The sequence below is a fragment of the Caballeronia telluris genome, from assembly GCF_001544495.1.
In the GTDB taxonomy this organism is placed as follows: Bacteria; Pseudomonadota; Gammaproteobacteria; order Burkholderiales; family Burkholderiaceae; genus Caballeronia; species Caballeronia telluris.
In genome coordinates this window covers 95,689-108,580 of sequence record NZ_FCNZ02000014.1, presented here as the reverse complement: position 1 = coordinate 108,580, position 12,892 = coordinate 95,689, and the positions used below count along the sequence as shown (strand labels likewise).

The following is a 12,892-nucleotide window of genomic DNA, read 5'->3' as shown; positions in this document are numbered from 1 at the left end:
CATGAACTCGAACGCGAGCGGTATCGCCAGCAGTGCCCTGGCATCCACCGACACGAACGGCGGCATCGGCAATCTGTCGAACCGTTTTGCACTCGACGTGCAAGGCTTCGACGCCATGCGCGCGCAAGCGAATGCATCGCCGCAGCAGGGGCTGCAGGCGGCGGCCAAGCAGTTCGACGCCGTCTTCACGCAGATGATGTTGAAGAGCATGCGCGACGCGACGCCGTCGGACAGCCCGTTCGATTCGAACGAAAGCAAGTCCTTCACGTCGATGCTCGACCAGCAGTTGTCGCAACAGATGTCGTCGAAGGGAATCGGCGTCGCGGACATGATGCTCAAGCAGTTGATGCGCAATGCCGGGACCTCGGGTGGCGATGCAGGTGCCGCCGGCATGGCGGGCGGCGCGGGCGGCGACCTCAACGCGAACGCAGGCAACATCGCGGCCATGAACGCGATGGCGAAGGCCTACGCGAGCGCGGCGGCGTCGAAGAACAACTCGCTGCAATCGGGCGCGGGCTATACGGCGAACAGCGCGCTCGAACCGCCCGCGCGCGGCAACGGTTCCGACAAGGTCAATACGTTCGTCGACCGCCTCGCCGTGCCGGCGCAGGCCGCGAGCGCAGCGACGGGCATTCCGGCGCGCTTCATCATCGGCCAGGCGGCGCTGGAATCGGGCTGGGGCAAACGCGAGATCAAGAATTCGGACGGCTCGTCGAGCCACAACATCTTCGGCATCAAGGCGACGAAGGACTGGACCGGCAAGACCGTGAACGCCGTGACGACCGAATATGTGAACGGCCAGCCGAAGAAAGTGGTCGAGCGCTTCCGCGCGTACGATTCCTACGAGCACGCGCTGACCGACTACGCGAGCGTGCTGAAGAACAATCCGCGCTATGCGCCGGTCGTCGAAGCGTCTCGCGACGCCGCCGGCTTCGCGCACGGCATGCAGAAAGCCGGCTACGCCACCGATCCGCAGTACGCGAAGAAGCTCATTTCGATCATGCGGCAGATCGTTTGACCGGGATGACTGGCGTGACGCTTGCTTATTGGCGCTGCACCATGCGCGTTTCGGCACGGACGCATTCATACGCTGACCGGCATAAAGGGCTTTATCGGCACGCGGGCCGGGCGTGCCGTATCGGCGCGGCGCGTCGGGCAGAATAGGGGCGCGCAAACGTTGCACATCGGATCGGCGTCGAAACGAGGAAATTTTTCGCAGCAGGCCCTTAATTTTTCTACGGAACTGCCGCTAAACCTGAATACCGAGGTACCGGATCGACGCGATCCGGCCCGACGCGCGGTGCCTGCAAACGCGGCCACGCGTGAGCAAAACGAACACGGCTCGCACCATGAACAACAATCAGACGCACGATTACAACGTTGCTGACCAGGAAGATACCGTCGATTTCGGCCGGCGCACGCCGCTCGAAATCGGCGTCTCGCTGCGCAATCTGGTCAATCGCGGGGATTTCCTGACGGCCGAATATGTCGGCGGCCAGATCGTCACGCGCCTTCTGGATGTCGACGTGACGTCGCATACGTTCACCTTCGACTGGGGCGGCGTGGCCGACCAGAATCACGTCGTGCTCGCGGCACCGAAGCTCGTTTTCCACGCGGCGCCGGACGGCGTTCGCGTCGAGTTCTCGACGGGCACGCCGCGCCAGACCTTGTTCGAAGGCCAGCCCGCCTTCGAAGCCGATTTCCCCCCGGTGCTGTACTACATGCAGCGTCGCGAATATTTCCGCGTCGAGGCGCCGGTGCTCGATCCGTACATCTGCAGCGGCGAGTTGCCGAGCGGCGAGCGTTTTCGCTTCGAGGTGCACGATCTGTCGCTCGGCGGCGTCGCGCTGCGCACGATGGACGAGCGCGTCGCGGACCTGGAAATGGGCGTCACGCTGCACGACGTCGATCTGCATTTCAGCACGCCCGGCAAAGTGACGCTCGATCTCAAGCTCGTGTCGCATCGTGAATCGACGACGGCGAAGGGCGATCGACGCTTTACGCTCGGGTTCAAGTTCGGTTCGCTGCCGGGGTCGTCGGAGAACACGTTGCAGCGGCTGATCACGCAGCTCGAAATGAAGCGGCGGTCGCTCGCGAAGTGAACGACGCGTCGGGCTTGCGGCGCCGTTTCGCACGCCCGAACTCGACGACGAATTCCAAGCCGGGCGCCCCACGGGCTTGCCCGGCTTTTTAACAGGTTTTTGCGGTCTTGATTCGGCATCCGAAATAATCGCTGCACGCGTCAGCCGCCGGGCGCCATCTCGCCAAAAGGCGCCCGACCGCCGTCATTCGCGCGAATTAGCCTCACATTTCCCCTTTTCTTCCCGAATTGCTTGCCTGCCGCGGTGCAGATAATGGCTCTATCGCGTCTTGCGTTCTGAATCAGCGAGCGCCTTGCGCGAATGTCCAGGACCGGAGCGAGGCTTCGCCCGTTCGCGCTCAACTTTGTGCGTATCCGGCCGATATATAGAGCAGTTCTCGTCAAGCGGCGGCCGAGTGACGCCGCCTCACCAGGATTCACGCATGTCCAACAACATTTTCAACATCGGCGTCAGCGGTCTCAACGCAGCCCAGTGGGGGCTGACGACGACGGGACAGAACATCAGCAACGCTGCGACGCCCGGCTACTCGCTCGAAAAGGTGTCGTACCAGGAAGCGTCCGGCCAGTACACCGGCTCGGGCTTTCTCGGCAACGGCGTGCAGACGGCCACCGTCACGCGCTCGTACAGCCAGTACCTGACGACGCAACTCAACAACACCACGTCGACGAGCAGCGCCGCCAGCACCTACTACTCGCTGATCTCGCAGCTGAACAACCTCGTCGGCGATCCGACGAAGGGGATTTCGGCGGGCATCAGCAGCTACTTCACCGGCATGCAGTCGGTGGCGAGCTCGCCGAGCAGCACGTCGGCGCGTCAGGTGCTCGTGAGCTCGGCGCAAACGCTCGCGGACCAGATCACCACGGCCGGCACGCAATACAACCAGTTGCGCCAGAGCGTCAACACGCAATTGACGAGCGCAGTCACGCAGATCAACGGCTACACGCAGCAGATCGCCGATCTGAACAAGCAGATCAACATCGCGAGCGCGCAGGGCCAGCCGCCCAACCAGCTGCTCGATCAGCGCGACCTCGCCGTGCAGAACCTTAGTTCGATGGTCGGCGTGCAGGTCGTGCAGACCGACGGCAACTACAACGTGTATATCGGCAACGGGCAGCCGCTCGTCGTCGGCGGCAAGCAGTATGGCTTGCAGGCGGTGACGTCGGCGTCCGATCCGAGCGAACTGGCGATCGCGTTCAAGAGCAGCGACGGCTCCGCCCAGACGCTCGCCCAGACGCAATATGTTTCTGAGTCGGCGTTGTCGGGCGGTGTCGTCGGCGGGCTGCTCGATTTCCGCAGCCAGACGCTCGACCCGGCGCAGGCGCAACTCGGCGCGATCGCGACGAGCTTCGCCGCGCAGTTGAACCAGCAGAACGAACTCGGCGTCGATCTGACCGGGAACAAGGGCGGTGCGCTCTTCACGGCTGGCAGCCCGACCATCTACGCGAACGCGCGCAACACCGGCACGGCGGACGTCGGCGCTTCATTCGCCGACGGCACCCAGCCCACGACCGGCGACTACACGCTCTCGTTCGACGGCTCGAAGTACACGCTCGCGGACCGCGCGACCGGCACGGCTGTCGGCAGCTTCAGCTCGCCGGCGACGAGCGGCACGATCAACGGACTCAAGATCTCGGTGACGGGCGCGATGAACGCGGGCGACTCGTTCACGATCCTGCCGACGCGCGCAGCGCTCGACAACTTCGCGCTCTCGAACAGCAGCCCTTCGGCGGTGGCGGCGGCGTCGCCCGTGCTCACGTCGGCGGCGACGGGCAACGCGGGGACGGCATCGATTTCGTCGGCGAAGGTGGTCGCGGGCTACACCGCGAGCGCGATCAAGCTCACGTATGACTCGGCAGCGGGCGGATTCACGTCGAACGTCGATGTCACGCTGCCCGACTCCACCGTCGTCACGGCGGGCCAGACGATTCCCTACGATTCGTCGAAGGGGCTGACGGTCACGTCGAACGGCGTCTCGGCGACCCTCACCGGCAAGCCCGCCGACAAGGACGCGTTCAACGTCACGCCCAACGCGGGCGGCACGAGCGACGGCAGCAACGCGCTCGCGATGTCGAATCTCATCACGGCGAAGAGCATGAACGGCGGCACCGACACGCTCACGAGTTCCTACGCGAACTACGTGAACCAGATCGGCAACGACACGAACCAGCTGAAGAGCGCGAGCACGGCGCAGACCGCGCTGCTCAACCAGGCGACGTCGGCGCAGCAGGCGGTTTCCGGCGTGAACCTGAACGAGGAAGCGGCGAATCTGATGCAGTACCAGCAGCTCTATCAGGCGAACAGCAAGGTGATCCAGACAGCGTCGTCGCTGTTCCAGACGCTGCTCGGCATCTTCAACTGAGGCACATAGCGATGCGCATTTCCAGCTCCCAGTATTTCACGATGAACGTCCAGACGATGAGCGATCAGCAGAGTTCGCTCGCGTCGATGTACGCGCAGATTTCATCCGGCAACCGGCTGCAGACCTCGTCCGACGATCCGCTCGGCGCGGCGCAGGCGGTGCAGCTGACCATCAAGACCGCGGCGCTGTCGCAGTACGCGACGAACCAGAGCACGGCGCTCTCGTCGCTGCAGCAGGAGGACTCGACGCTGTCCAGCGTGAGCGGCGTGCTGCAAAGCATCCAGACGCAGATCGTGCGCGCCGGCGACGCTTCGCTCAACGACGCGAACCGCTCGTCGATCGCCGACCAGATCAAAGGTTATCGCGATCAGCTGATGAACCTCGCGAACACCACCGACAGCAACGGCAACTCCATCTTTGCCGGCTTCAAGAGCGGCTTGGCGGCGTTCACGGACAACGCGTCGGGGGTCGGCGCGACCTATGCGGGCGACCTCGGACAGCGTCAGGTGCAGGTGAACGACGGCCGCACGATCAACGTCGGGGATACGGGTGCGTCGGTTTTCCAGAGCGTGTCGCCGACGGAAAGCAAGCCTGTCTCGGCTGCGGGAAGCGCGAACAAGGGCTCGGGCACGATCAGCAGCGTCAGCGTGACGGATACGTCGAACGCGGCCAACGCGAAGAGCTACACGATTGCGTTCGCCGTTTCGTCGTCGGACGGCAGCTCGACGTATACGGTATCGCCGTCGCCGGACGGGTCGCCTGTCACGCCGGTGGCCTACACGGGCAAGACCGACATCACGCTCGGCGGCGAGAAGGTGACGCTCGACGGCACGCCCTCGGACGGCGACACGTTCAGCGTGGGGCCGGCTGCGTCGTCGGGCACGGACATCTTCGCGACGCTCGACAATCTCGTGAACGCGCTGAAGCAGCCGACCGGTACGGAAGCGCAGAAGGCCTCGCTTTCCAACGCGTTGACGACGGCGAGCACCAAGATCGACAACTCGTTCAACAACGTGCTCTCCGTGCAGGCGACGGTGGGCGGTCGCGAGCAGGAAGTGACGGCGACGCAGACCTCGATGCAGACCACGGCGACGCAGACGGCGAGCAATCTCGCGGATCTGACGAGCATCAATCTGGTTTCGGCGATCAGTCAGTACGAGTTGACGCAGAACGCGCTGCAAGGCGCGCAGATGGCGTTCTCGCAGATTCAGAAGATGTCGTTGTTTGATTACATCAGCGGGTGAGGGTTGTTGCTGGCGCTGAGGGGGTGGGTCGGTGAGCACCCGTTTGATGCGCCGGCGTTCTCGTGGAACTTGGATTCGCGTTGGTCTATTAGCACTGCCCCTGTCCGGGGCGGGACTTACTTTCTTTGGCTAGCGCAAAGAAAGCAGCTTTTTCAGACAGCAGTTTAAAAGCCGGCAACGCTCTTGAAGTACTGAGTGGACATACCGCCTAAGCGTCGCCCTCAAAGAACAAGTGGGGCCTGGGCGATTAACCACTGTGTCGTCGCACAGTGAATGGATTGGCACAGCAGTCATTCATCCGTTTTCGCTTCGCTGGACGACGGGTACATCAGTCTCGCGGTTGAGCTTCACGGTTGAGGTTAAAAACCGGTGGTTTTTGTTGTGCCCCTCGTTCGAGCGAAGCGCGGACGGAGCTGAACGGAGTGCATACCACTCCGTGTAAGTGCAGGAGATGGCAGTGTGTCCGCGCACCTAGCTGCGTGGATGTTTGAGGGTGACACTTAGGCGCTGCGCCAGTCAGTTCTGCGAGTGCGTTGACGCTCTGGGACTGCTGCCAGAAAAGCTGCTTTCTTTGCTGCTGCAAAGAAAGTTAGTCCCGCCCCGCACAGGCGCAGAGCGAACAGACCACTAAGAAACCAAGTTCCCCAGAAGCTGAGGCCGTCGCCCCCAACCCTCACATCCCCCCCGCAACGCGCCCCATCTGCGAAATCCCGCTTTCAAAAACCCGCTGAAAGAACGGAATCAGATTGGGAATCATGAGCTGGATGAGCAGCAACCCGACGAGCATCGTCACCGGAAACCCCACCTGGAAGATACCGATCTGCGGCGCCGCGCGATTGAGAATACCGAGCGCGAGATTGGAGATCAGCAGCGCGGCGACCACGGGCAACGAAAGCAGCAACCCCGTCGAAAACACGCTCGATCCATACGATGCCAGCGTCCGCCAGCCCTGCGCATGCACGACCGCGCCAAGCACATTCGCGCCGATCGGCACGCTCTGGAACGAATTGACGAGCGCACTCATCATCTGCAAATGGCCGTCGAACACGAGAAAGGCAAGCGTCGCGATCGTGTTCAGATAGCGCGAGATCACCACCGCATTGCCGCCCGCGCGGGGGTCGTAGAGCGATGCGAAGCCGAGCCCCATCTGCTGCCCGATGAACTCGCCCGCCGCATCGATCGCGGCGAACGCAATCTGCATCGTCATGCCGAGCGCCGCGCCGATCAGGAACTGGTTGATGATGATCCACACGCCATCCGCCGAGAAGACGGTGACTTGCGGCATCGCTTCGAGCGTCGGCGCGACGATCAGCGCAATGAAGCCGGCGAGGCCGATCTTCACGCGCATCGGCGTCGCGAGATGGCTCAGAACGGGCGCCGTCGCGATCAGTGCGAGGATGCGCACGAACGGCCACAGGAAAGACGTGAGCCAGACGTTGAGCTGCGCGTAAGTGACGGAGAACATCGGAGCAGGATCAGCCGGTGATCGCGGGCGTGATCGTGAAGACGTGGCGCATGTAGTCGAGCAGCGTCGTGAGCATCCAGGGCCCGGCGATCACGAGCGTCACCGCCACCGCGATCAGCTTCGGAATGAACGAGAGCGTCGATTCGTTGATCTGCGTGGCCGCCTGAAAGAGGCTCACCACCAGACCGACGACCAGCGCGACCAGCAGAAGCGGCGAGGCGAGCAGTAGCGCAACATACATCGCCTGATGCGCCATCGACATGACGGATTCGGGTGTCATCGTCCTTCTTCCTTGATTGAAACTTAAACGAAACTCTGTGCCAGCGAGCCGATCAGCAACTGCCAGCCATCGACGAGCACGAACAGCATCAGCTTGAACGGCAGCGCGATCGTCGCGGGCGACACCATCATCATGCCCATCGACATCAGCACGCTCGCCACCACCATGTCGATGATGAGAAACGGAATGAAGATCGTGAAGCCTATCTGGAAGCCCGTCTTCAGCTCGCTCGTGACGAACGAGGGCACCAGGAGCGACAGCGGCACGTCTTCGGGACCGTTCATCGGCGGCGCCTTGGAAATCTTCGCGAAGAGCGCGAGATCGGTTTCGCGCGTCTGGCGCAGCATGAACTGCTTGAACGGTCCGACGCCGCGCTGCATCGCCTGATCCATCGTGATCGTGCCTTCGGAGAAGGGCTTGTACGCGTCGTTATACGCGCGGTCGAGCACCGGCGACATCACGAAAATCGAGAGGAAAAGCGCAAGGCCGACCAGCACCTGGTTCGGCGGCGTGCTCGACGTGCCGAGCGCCTGCCGCAACAGCGAGAGCACGATGATGATGCGCGTGAAGCTCGTCATCATCAGCACCATCGCGGGCAGGAACGACAGCATCGTGAGCAGCAGCATCGTCTGGACGCTGAGCGAATACGTCGTGCCGCCGTTCGGACCCGGGCTCGTGTTGAAGGCGGGCAAGCCCGCCGTGCTTTGTGCGAACGCCGCGTAGGGAAGGGCGGCGATCACGACCGGCAACGCCAGCTTCACACCACGCACGATAAAACGACTGACCTGCATTTACTTGCTCCCGCCCGCGAATTTTTGCAGACGTTTTGTGGCTTCGCCCGCGAGGGCGTCGCGAAACCGTTGACCGAACGTGCCTTGCAACGTTTGCGTGGGCGCCGGCGTTTCAACACCGGTTGCAGCTGCCTCGGCCGATCCCGCGGGCATCGTGTGCAGAAGCCGCACGTTGCCCGGACCCGCGCCGACGACGAGCCACGTATCGCCGATCTCGACGACCGCGACGCGCTCCTTGCTACCGAGCGACGCGCCGCCCACGACCTTCACGAGCCCGCTGCGCTTGCCGCCCTGATAGCCGAACTTGCGGGCGAGCCATGCGCAGCCGAACACGAAGCCGATGACGATGACGAGACCGAAGAGGGTCTGCAGCACCGCGCCGAAACCGAGCGACGGCACGGCCGTCCCCGCGCCGACGTTCGATGCGATCTGCGCGGCGTGGTTGACGGCGTTCATGTCGGCGGCACGTGCGAGGAGCGGCGCGGCAGCGGCGAGCGCGACGGCGAGGCGTTTCATCGATTCAGCTTCCGGATGCGTTCGGACGGCGTGATGATGTCGGTCAGGCGAATGCCGAACTTGTCGTTCACCACAACCACTTCGCCCTGCGCGATGAGGCAACCGTTCACGAGCACGTCCATCGGCTCGCCGGCCATGCCGTCCAGCTCCACGACCGAACCCTGCGCCAGTTGCAGCAGGTTGCGGATCGCGATCTTCGTGCGCCCGAGTTCCACCGTCATCTGCACGGGGATGTCGAGGATCATGTCGATATCGTTGGGCGTCGAAAGCGTAGCGGCCTTCGAGAGCGGCTGAAACACGCCGGCCGTCGATGCCGCCGGCGTCTCGTTGCCATTCTGTTCGGCAAGCGCGCTTGCCCAGTCGTCCATCGCCATTTCGTCCTCGGTTTTCAGCGTGTTCAGCGTGTTGCCGAGACCGGCCGCGCCGGGCAACGTGCCTTCTTCCATCAAGTCACTCATATCCACCTTCCTTCAGCGTGTCCGTTGCGCTGACCATCTTCTGCACGCGCAACGCATATTGACCATTGAAAATTCCGTAACCGCATTCCATCACCGGCACGCCGTCCACCTTCGCGACCACGGTTTCGGGCACGTTGATCGGCAGCACGTCGCCGACCCGCATGTTCAGAAGCTGCTCGAACGAGGAGCGGATCTCCGCGAGATCGACGGTCACTTCGACTTCGGCCGTCTGCACCTGCTGCGACAGCACGCGCACCCAGCGGCGGTCCACTTCGAGCGCTTCGCCCTGGATCGGCGAGGAGAGCACGTCGCGGATCGGCTCGATCATCGAGTACGGCATGCAGATGTGCAGCGTGCCGCCCGTCGTGCCGAACTCGATCGAGAACTGCGTGACGATCACGATCTCGTTGGGCGTCGCGACGTTCGCGAACTGCGTGTGCATTTCCGAGCGCACGTGTTCGAACTGCAACGGACGCACGCTCTTCCACGACGCGGAGTAGTGCTCGAACACGAGGCTCAAGAGCTTGCTGATGATGCGCTGCTCGGTCTGCGTGAACTCGCGGCCTTCGACGCGCGTATGAAACCGTCCGTCGCCGCCGAACAGGTTGTCGACGACGAAGAACACGAGGTTCGGGTCGAAGACGAAGAGCGACGTGCCGCGCAACGGCTTCACATGGACCAGGTTCAGGTTGGTCGGGATCGGCAGGTTGCGGGTGAATTCGCTGTACTTCTGCACCTTCACCGGCCCGACGGAGATTTCCGCCGAACGCCGCATGAAGTTGAAAATGCCGACGCGCATGAGTCGCGCGAAGCGGTCGTTGATGATTTCGAGGCCGGGCATCCGGCCGCGGACGATGCGTTCCTGCGTCGCGATGTTGTACGGGCGCACGCCGGTCGGCTTGGTTTCGTCGGAAACCTGGTCGACTTCGCCGGTGACGCCCTTGAGGAGGGCATCGACCTCCTCCTGCGACATGAACTCTTCGTGGCCCATCGATATTCCTTTGCGCTGTGCTGTTCGGGGGTGCCGTCGGCTTACTGGACGACGAATTCGGTGAACAGCACGTCGTCGACGCGCACCGGCTGCTGCGCCGTGCCCGCCGTCATTTCGATCGCGGTGCGCAGTTCGCCCGCGAGCGTGCGCTTGCCTTCGACGGTCGCGAGGTCGTCGGGGCCCTTGCCCGAGAGCAGCAGGAGCACGCGGCTGCGGATTTCGGGCATGCGCTCGGTGAGCGCGGCCTGGGTTTTCTCGTCGCGCAGCTTGAGCGTGAGGCCCGTGCGCAGGTAGTGCATCGCGCCGTCGTCGGACTGCAGGTTGACGGTCAGCGATTCGAGCGGGAAGAACACGGGCGGCGGCACCGGCGCGGGTTTCGCGGGTCCGTGCGAGCCGAACTTGTTGATCGCGAAATACGCGCCGCCGGCGCCTGCGCCGACCAGTACGACCGCGCCGACCGCGATGACGAGAATGCGCTTGAGCTTGCCGCTCTTCGCGGGAACGATGGGTTGCTGGTTTGCGGTGGTGGTTGCCATGAGTGCGTACCTCTTTCTGTAGCCTGCATTGTTCGCGAAAGAGGCGTGCGGCGATGGGTCGAACAGAAGGGGGATTTGGGGCTAACTCGCGCGTTTAGGGTTTGCCAGCGCGCGGGCGGCGCTGGCGGCCCAAACGACAAAGGGCGCCTCGGCGCCCGTCGTCATTCGCAAAAGGGGTCGCGGCCGGCGGGCGCCGCGAGGATCAGGCGAACGTGTCCACGAGTCCCACGGTGCGCCGCAGCGGCATGCTCGCCGTCACCGTCGATCCGCCTTCGCCCGCGCTTCCGAGCGCCCCGATGCCGCTGCCATCCCGGCCGCCGCGCCCCGAACCCTGGTTCGCCTGCTGGTCCGAATGACCCGACTGACGCGCGAAACCGTCGTTGACGCTCGCGCTGCCGAGGCTGATGCCGTTCGCTTCCATCGCCTCGCGCAACTTCGGCAACGCCGCTTCGACCGCCTCGCGCACCTGCGCGTGCTGCGACACGAAGAGCGCGTGCGCATGGTTGTCGGCGACTTGCAGCGTCACCTGCAACGGTCCCAGATCCTTGGGATTCAGCGTCAGTTCCGCGCTCTGCTGGTGCGCGTTCGACAGGAACACGACCTTCTGGCTGAAGGCGTCGTCCCAGCCAGAACCGCCGACGTGCGGCGCGATCGCCGCGCTCGTCGCCGCTGCCAGCGTTCCCTGCACGCCCGACGCGCCCGTATTGGCCGTCGCCGATGCCGCCGCGAGCGCGCTCGCGTGCGCGGCTGCGTCCGCGGTCTGCTTGTAGGCCGCCGTGGCGTCGTCGGGCACTGCGAGCGCGGCCGCCTGCGTAGTCGCGAGCGCCGCTGCGTTGGCCGACGCGTTGGCCGATAAGGCCGCTCCCTTGCCTTCCCCGAGCAGCGTATTGCCCGCGTCGGTCGCGCGGTTCGCGCGGCCGAGGCCCGTGCCGGCGCCTTCGGCGGAATTCGCGGAAACCGACGAAACCGCTGCGTTCGCCGGTGCCGCAGCCGGCGCGTTGTTCAGCGCCGCGAGCGCCGCCTGCAACGCGTCCTGCGGAGATTTCGCGTCGACGGCGGATTTGCGCGTCGCGGACGTCGTTTTTGTGTCGCCGGTGGCGGTCGCATCCGTCGGTGCTGCCGTCGCGGCCGTTGTCTCATCCGCCGCGTTCGCCAGCTGGGACAGCGCCGCGTTCGCATCGGCTGCGGCGTCCGCGCGGTTTTTCGCCGCCGCGGCCGTGGTCGCGGCCTGCGCGGCGGCCTTCGCCTGCGCATCGCCGGCGGCGGGCGCGACGTCGTCCTTCGCGTTGGCGGTGTCGGCGGACGATGGCTTGTCGCTCTTTTGAGCGCCCGCGCTCTTGCCGGCCTGATCGCTCTCGCTGGCGGCCTGCGCCTCGTCGGCGTCGCTCGTCGAATCGGACGCGGCGGCGGGTTCGTCGTCGGGCTTGGGCGCGTCGTGCACGCTGCTGCGAGGCGCCGAAGACATCGCCGACGACGCCGCGTCGCGCGCCGCCTGCGCCTGCGCGTTCGCCTTGTCGGTCATGCTTTGCAGCGTCAGGCCGAAGGACGCGGACGCGCTGTTGTCGCGTGACGCCGCCGCGTGGCTCTTCGACACCGGCGACGCCGCGCCAACCGGCGCGCTGCCAAACGATACGGACGACATGTTTTTCCTCTCGAATTCTGTTTGATGGTCCAGCCGCGTTCCGCGCGTCAGGCCTTTTCGGCCCGCATGCGCAGGATCTTCGCGGCGTGTTCGTCGGCGTCGCGCTGTTCGACGCGCGCCGCTTTTTTCTGCAGCAGCGCTTCGCCGCGCGCCGCGAGCACTTCGTAGGAGCCGAGCTTCTGCTTCTTCATGCGCCACTCGGGCTTCGCGGCCTCCAGCCGCTGCTCGCCCGCCGCGAGGAGCGCGCGCTGCTGGCCGATCGCGGCGTCGAGCGTATCGACGAAAGCCTGGAAGTTGCGCAGCGTCTGCGCCGTGGTCCCTTGCTGTGCCGACGCCGTGAAGCGCGCGTGATATTCGTCGCGATAGGCGATGAGCGAATTCAGCTGTGCCTCGATCTCGTTCCTCTCCTGCTGGAGCTTGCCGAGTTTCTTGGTGGCGGCATCGAGTTCTTCTTCCGCGAGGTTGATCAGCGTCTTGATCGGCAAATGTTTGGACATGAGCTTCAGTT

Annotated in this window: 13 protein-coding genes; 4 read left to right on the top strand and 9 right to left on the bottom strand. The window is 64.4% G+C overall.

Going from position 1 to position 12,892, the window contains the following annotated elements:
- The first annotated feature begins 1 nt into the window (after window position 1).
- The 4 genes from flgJ to flgL all read left to right on the top strand — a co-directional run bounded on the left by flgJ (window position 2) and on the right by flgL (window position 5,705).
- Window positions 2-1,018: a flagellar assembly peptidoglycan hydrolase FlgJ gene (flgJ, locus tag AWB66_RS19100; RefSeq protein WP_087631743.1), complete on the top strand. Its 1,017-nt coding sequence runs from the start codon at window positions 2-4 to the stop codon at window positions 1,016-1,018.
- Between the two features lie 331 nt (window positions 1,019-1,349).
- Window positions 1,350-2,102, top strand: coding sequence for a flagellar brake protein (locus AWB66_RS19095; RefSeq protein WP_087631742.1), 753 nt, complete (start codon window positions 1,350-1,352; stop codon window positions 2,100-2,102).
- A 421-nt stretch (window positions 2,103-2,523) separates the two neighbouring features.
- On the top strand, window positions 2,524-4,461 hold the full coding sequence (gene flgK / locus AWB66_RS19090) for a flagellar hook-associated protein FlgK (RefSeq protein WP_087631741.1): 1,938 nt from the start codon (window positions 2,524-2,526) through the stop codon (window positions 4,459-4,461).
- Window positions 4,462-4,472: 11 nt separating this feature from the next.
- Window positions 4,473-5,705, top strand: coding sequence for a flagellar hook-associated protein FlgL (flgL, locus tag AWB66_RS19085; protein ID WP_087631740.1), 1,233 nt, complete (start codon window positions 4,473-4,475; stop codon window positions 5,703-5,705).
- 673 nt (window positions 5,706-6,378) lie between these two features.
- On the opposite strand, the gene fliR is transcribed toward flgL, so the two are convergent.
- The 9 genes from fliR to fliJ form a co-directional block, all read right to left on the bottom strand.
- The gene (gene fliR, locus AWB66_RS19080; protein ID WP_087631739.1) at window positions 6,379-7,170 is read right to left on the bottom strand and encodes a flagellar biosynthetic protein FliR; all 792 of its coding nucleotides are present in this window, start codon (window positions 7,168-7,170) and stop codon (window positions 6,379-6,381) included.
- Between the two features lie 10 nt (window positions 7,171-7,180).
- Window positions 7,181-7,450: a flagellar biosynthesis protein FliQ gene (gene fliQ, locus AWB66_RS19075; protein WP_087631738.1), complete on the bottom strand. Its 270-nt coding sequence runs from the start codon at window positions 7,448-7,450 to the stop codon at window positions 7,181-7,183.
- Window positions 7,451-7,473: 23 nt separating this feature from the next.
- A complete protein-coding gene (fliP, locus tag AWB66_RS19070) occupies window positions 7,474-8,241 on the bottom strand; it encodes a flagellar type III secretion system pore protein FliP (RefSeq protein WP_125469749.1) in 768 nt (255 codons plus the stop codon).
- Window positions 8,242-8,757 (bottom strand): flagellar biosynthetic protein FliO, encoded by a 516-nt coding sequence (fliO, locus tag AWB66_RS19065; RefSeq protein WP_087631737.1) that lies wholly within the window; start codon window positions 8,755-8,757, stop codon window positions 8,242-8,244.
- A complete protein-coding gene (fliN, locus tag AWB66_RS19060) occupies window positions 8,754-9,203 on the bottom strand; it encodes a flagellar motor switch protein FliN (protein ID WP_407642299.1) in 450 nt (149 codons plus the stop codon). Before fliN ends, fliO begins: the two co-directional genes overlap by 4 nt.
- Before the next feature lie 4 nt (window positions 9,204-9,207).
- Entirely contained in the window at window positions 9,208-10,206 is a 999-nt protein-coding gene (fliM, locus tag AWB66_RS19055; RefSeq protein WP_087631736.1) for a flagellar motor switch protein FliM, read from the bottom strand.
- Between the two features lie 41 nt (window positions 10,207-10,247).
- The gene (fliL, locus tag AWB66_RS19050; RefSeq protein ID WP_087631735.1) at window positions 10,248-10,742 is read right to left on the bottom strand and encodes a flagellar basal body-associated protein FliL; all 495 of its coding nucleotides are present in this window, start codon (window positions 10,740-10,742) and stop codon (window positions 10,248-10,250) included.
- Window positions 10,743-10,944: 202 nt separating this feature from the next.
- Complete coding sequence (locus AWB66_RS19045; protein WP_087631734.1) at window positions 10,945-12,384, bottom strand: flagellar hook-length control protein FliK; 1,440 nt, start codon at window positions 12,382-12,384, stop codon at window positions 10,945-10,947.
- A gap of 47 nt (window positions 12,385-12,431) precedes the next feature.
- Window positions 12,432-12,881: a flagellar export protein FliJ gene (gene fliJ, locus AWB66_RS19040; RefSeq protein ID WP_087631733.1), complete on the bottom strand. Its 450-nt coding sequence runs from the start codon at window positions 12,879-12,881 to the stop codon at window positions 12,432-12,434.
- Between the last annotated feature and the right edge of the window lie 11 nt (window positions 12,882-12,892).

Bases quoted from the DNA above. Each gene is read 5' to 3' on its own strand.
- flgJ (WP_087631743.1), top strand. From the start codon at position 2: ATGAACTCGAACGCGAGCGGTATCGCCAGCAGTGCCCTGGCATCCACC.
- AWB66_RS19095 (WP_087631742.1), top strand. From the start codon at position 1,350: ATGAACAACAATCAGACGCACGATTACAACGTTGCTGACCAGGAAGAT.
- flgK (WP_087631741.1), top strand. From the start codon at position 2,524: ATGTCCAACAACATTTTCAACATCGGCGTCAGCGGTCTCAACGCAGCC.
- flgL (WP_087631740.1), top strand. From the start codon at position 4,473: ATGCGCATTTCCAGCTCCCAGTATTTCACGATGAACGTCCAGACGATG.
- fliR (WP_087631739.1), bottom strand. From the start codon at position 7,170: ATGTTCTCCGTCACTTACGCGCAGCTCAACGTCTGGCTCACGTCTTTC.
- fliQ (WP_087631738.1), bottom strand. From the start codon at position 7,450: ATGACACCCGAATCCGTCATGTCGATGGCGCATCAGGCGATGTATGTT.
- fliP (WP_125469749.1), bottom strand. From the start codon at position 8,241: ATGCAGGTCAGTCGTTTTATCGTGCGTGGTGTGAAGCTGGCGTTGCCG.
- fliO (WP_087631737.1), bottom strand. From the start codon at position 8,757: ATGAAACGCCTCGCCGTCGCGCTCGCCGCTGCCGCGCCGCTCCTCGCA.
- fliN (WP_407642299.1), bottom strand. From the start codon at position 9,203: ATGGAAGAAGGCACGTTGCCCGGCGCGGCCGGTCTCGGCAACACGCTG.
- fliM (WP_087631736.1), bottom strand. From the start codon at position 10,206: ATGGGCCACGAAGAGTTCATGTCGCAGGAGGAGGTCGATGCCCTCCTC.
- fliL (WP_087631735.1), bottom strand. From the start codon at position 10,742: ATGGCAACCACCACCGCAAACCAGCAACCCATCGTTCCCGCGAAGAGC.
- AWB66_RS19045 (WP_087631734.1), bottom strand. From the start codon at position 12,384: ATGTCGTCCGTATCGTTTGGCAGCGCGCCGGTTGGCGCGGCGTCGCCG.
- fliJ (WP_087631733.1), bottom strand. From the start codon at position 12,881: ATGTCCAAACATTTGCCGATCAAGACGCTGATCAACCTCGCGGAAGAA.